Genomic DNA, 3295 nt, shown 5'->3' on the forward strand with positions numbered 1-3295 from the left:
ACGGTACGTACGGTGCTGTGAGAGGACGGCGGTTAGTCACCGCCTCCTACTCGATTCTTTGATCATTCTTGGTGTACATGTAGGACCTTTGTAACAATATCAGTTATATTATTAACATAAAAGGTACATAATACTTCGATCAAACTTGACTTACAGTTTTACAACGTTAACTGCTTGAGGACCTTTGCTTCCTTCTGTTACGTCATACTCTACTTCTTGTCCTTCTTCTAAAGACTTGAATCCGTCCATGTTAAGTCCTGAGTAGTGTACGAACACGTCGTTTCCTTCGTCGTCAGAAATGAAACCGTATCCTTTTTGGTTGTTAAACCATTTTACTGTACCTTTCATAGATAAGTACCTCCATATAAAATAAAATCACGAATACACGCTATTGTGTATCCTTTGTTACAATAGCATACGCATGTTAAAAAGTCAACAAAATAAACAATTTTTTGCGCTAATACGAGAAAAAATTGTAATATTCAACAAGTTGACTTCTTGCCAAGATAGCATATAATAAAAACATATAAAACTTATAAGATTAGTAAGGTATCAGGAGGGCGTAGATGAGAATATCGTCAAAAGGTAAGTACGGTTTAATGATTATGATAGATTTGGCGCATTTCGGAGCGGATAAGCCGGTGCCTCTTACACAAGTGGCAAAGCGACAGGATGTTTCTCTTAATTATTTAGAGCAACTGGCTGTTAAGCTCAAAAAGGCAGGACTATTAAAGAGTATTAAGGGTCCAGGCGGCGGCTATGTTCTCGGCAAAGAGGCAAAAGACATTACCGTATACGAAATGCTACAATGCTTGGAAAGCGATTTGCTAGTGGCAAACACAGATGAGAAGCAAGGAGGTATCATGCGAATGCTTAAGTCCCAGCTTTGGGACGAGTTAGATGCACGTAACCAGGAGTTTCTAAAGGGAGTCACTTTAGCAGATTTAGAGAAGGAGTATCCCGAGGAATTCTCAGATGAATACTTGATGTATTACATATAAGGAGAATAGCGATGACAAAAAGAAGAGAGTATCAATTTGAGACAAAACAATTACACGTAGGCCAAGAGCAACCAGATAGTGCCACCGGAGCAAGAGCAGTACCGATTTACCAGACCACGTCCTATGTATTTGAGGATTGCAATCAGGCTCAGGGACGTTTTGATTTGACGGATGCAGGTAATATCTACGGTCGATTGACAAATCCGACCCAAAGTGTGTTTGAGGAGCGAATAGCAGCTCTTGAGGGCGGGGTAGCAGCCTTAGCAGTTGCCTCAGGGGCAGCAGCGATTTCTTACACGCTTCAAAATTTGACTACGGTTGGTGATCATATTGTGGCTAGTAAATATATCTATGGAGGCTCCTATAACCTTTTAGAGCATACGTTTAAGACGTGGGGAGTTACGACGACTTTTGTGGATCCCGATGTGAAAGGGGCGGTTGAAGCGGCTATCCAAGAGAATACGAAGGCAATCTATGTCGAGAGTATCGGAAACCCGAATGCCAACCTAGTTGATTTAGAAGCACTCGCCGAGGTTGCCCATAGACACGGGATTCCGTTAGTTGTAGATTCGACGTTTGCTACGCCCTTCCTTTTAAGACCGCTTGAACATGGTGCGGATATCGTCGTTCATTCAGCGACAAAGTTTATCGGTGGACATGGGACCAGCTTAGGTGGTGTAATTGTCGATGGTGGAAAGTTTGACTGGAACGGTTCCGGCAAGTTCCCTCAGCTAACGCAGCCAGACCCTAGTTACCACGGGGTGATATTTACCGAAGCAGTGGGAGCGGCCGCCTTTGTTACTAGGATTCGTGCGGTGCTATTAAGAGATACTGGGGCCACCTTATCGCCGATCAATGCTTTTTTACTTTTACAAGGAGTCGAGACATTATCTCTTAGGGTAGAACGTCACGTAAGCAATACTGAGAAAGTGGTGGAATATTTAAGCAAACACCCAAAAGTTGAAAAGGTGAATCATCCAGCATTATCAGATAATGTTTATCATTCCTTATATAAGAAGTATTTTCCAGGTGGTGGCGCTTCGATTTTTACGTTCCGGATAAAAGGGGATGAGAAGGCGGCGAAGAAATTTATTGATTCGCTGGAGATTTTTTCACTATTAGCGAATGTGGCCGACGTAAAGTCTCTAGTCATTCATCCTGCGAGCACCACTCATTCACAGATGAGCAAAGAGGAATTAGAAAACGCGGGAATCAAGGGGAACATGGTTCGTTTATCAATTGGAACAGAACATATCAGTGATTTACTAGCTGATTTGGAACAGGCTTTTGTGAACATTTAAGAGGAGGTTTATGATGAGCAAGATTAAACAAAATGTAACGGAACTGGTTGGCAATACTCCTTTAATGAAGGTGAATCGTCTCATTAAAGAAGAGGACCTAAAGGCAGAGGTGCTTGTGAAGCTGGAGCTTTTTAATCCAGCTGGTAGTGTGAAGGACAGGATTGCCTTAAATATGATAGAAGAAGCCGAGAAGAAAGGGACGATACAGGCGGGAGCGGTCATTATCGAACCGACTAGTGGGAATACCGGCATAGGTCTAGCGGCGATGGCAGCAGCCAAAGGATACCGAGCTATCTTCACCATGCCAGAGACTATGAGTATTGAGCGAAGAAAGCTTTTAGCTGGATATGGTGCCGAGATTGTGCTGACAGAAGGAAAGCTAGGAATGAAGGGCGCGATTGCCAAGGCCGAGGAACTAGCTAGTGAGATTCCTGGTGGCATCGTCTTAGGACAGTTTGAGAATAGCGATAATCCGACAGCTCACTATCAGACCACGGGACCAGAGATCTATGAGGCGACAGAAGGACGTGTAGACGTCTTGGTAGCTGGCGTAGGTACAGGCGGCACGATTACCGGCACCGGTACGTATTTGAAGGAGCTAAAACCAGCCGTTGAAGTGGTGGCGGTAGAGCCTGAAAATTCACCAGTCTTATCAGGCGGAGCCCCCGGACCCCATAAGATTCAGGGAATTGGCGCAGGTTTTGTGCCAGGGGTCTTAAAGACAGAGGTTATCGACCAGATTATGAAGATAAGTGATGAAGACGCCTTTGCTGGGGCCAGGTTACTGGCCCAGAAAGAAGGTATATTAGTGGGAATTTCTTCCGGTGCGGCGCTTAGTGCGGCAATTAAGCTAGCGAAGAAAGATGCCTATAAAGATAAGGTGATTGTAGTGATATTACCAGATACTGGTGAGCGATATTTATCTACGCCATTATTTGCAGCTCTGAAAGGTAAAAATAATTCGCACTAATGCAGCCTATATACAGGCTGCAT

The 3295-nt window shown here is 44.0% G+C and carries 4 protein-coding genes; 3 read left to right on the forward strand and 1 reads right to left on the reverse strand.

The window, feature by feature from the left end; genetic code table 11:
- Positions 1-150 precede the first annotated feature (150 nt).
- A complete protein-coding gene (locus NHH16_RS15180; RefSeq protein WP_262070437.1) occupies positions 151-348 on the reverse strand; it encodes a cold-shock protein in 198 nt (65 codons plus the stop codon).
- Between the two features lie 218 nt (positions 349-566).
- On the opposite strand from NHH16_RS15180, the gene NHH16_RS15185 reads away from it, so the two are divergent.
- From NHH16_RS15185 to cysK, 3 genes are read left to right on the forward strand one after another with little or no spacing between them, the layout of a single operon-like run.
- Positions 567-1001, forward strand: coding sequence for an RrF2 family transcriptional regulator (locus tag NHH16_RS15185; RefSeq protein ID WP_262070438.1), 435 nt, complete (start codon positions 567-569; stop codon positions 999-1001).
- Between the two features lie 11 nt (positions 1002-1012).
- Positions 1013-2302: an O-acetylhomoserine aminocarboxypropyltransferase/cysteine synthase family protein gene (locus NHH16_RS15190; protein ID WP_262070439.1), complete on the forward strand. Its 1290-nt coding sequence runs from the start codon at positions 1013-1015 to the stop codon at positions 2300-2302.
- A gap of 13 nt (positions 2303-2315) precedes the next feature.
- Positions 2316-3272, forward strand: a complete 957-nt coding sequence (gene cysK / locus NHH16_RS15195; RefSeq protein ID WP_262070440.1) for a cysteine synthase A — start codon at positions 2316-2318, stop codon at positions 3270-3272.
- Positions 3273-3295: the final 23 nt, after the last annotated feature.

Source organism: Ohessyouella blattaphilus (genome assembly GCF_024721265.1).
Lineage (GTDB): Bacteria > Bacillota > Clostridia > Lachnospirales > Lachnospiraceae > Aequitasia > Aequitasia blattaphilus_A.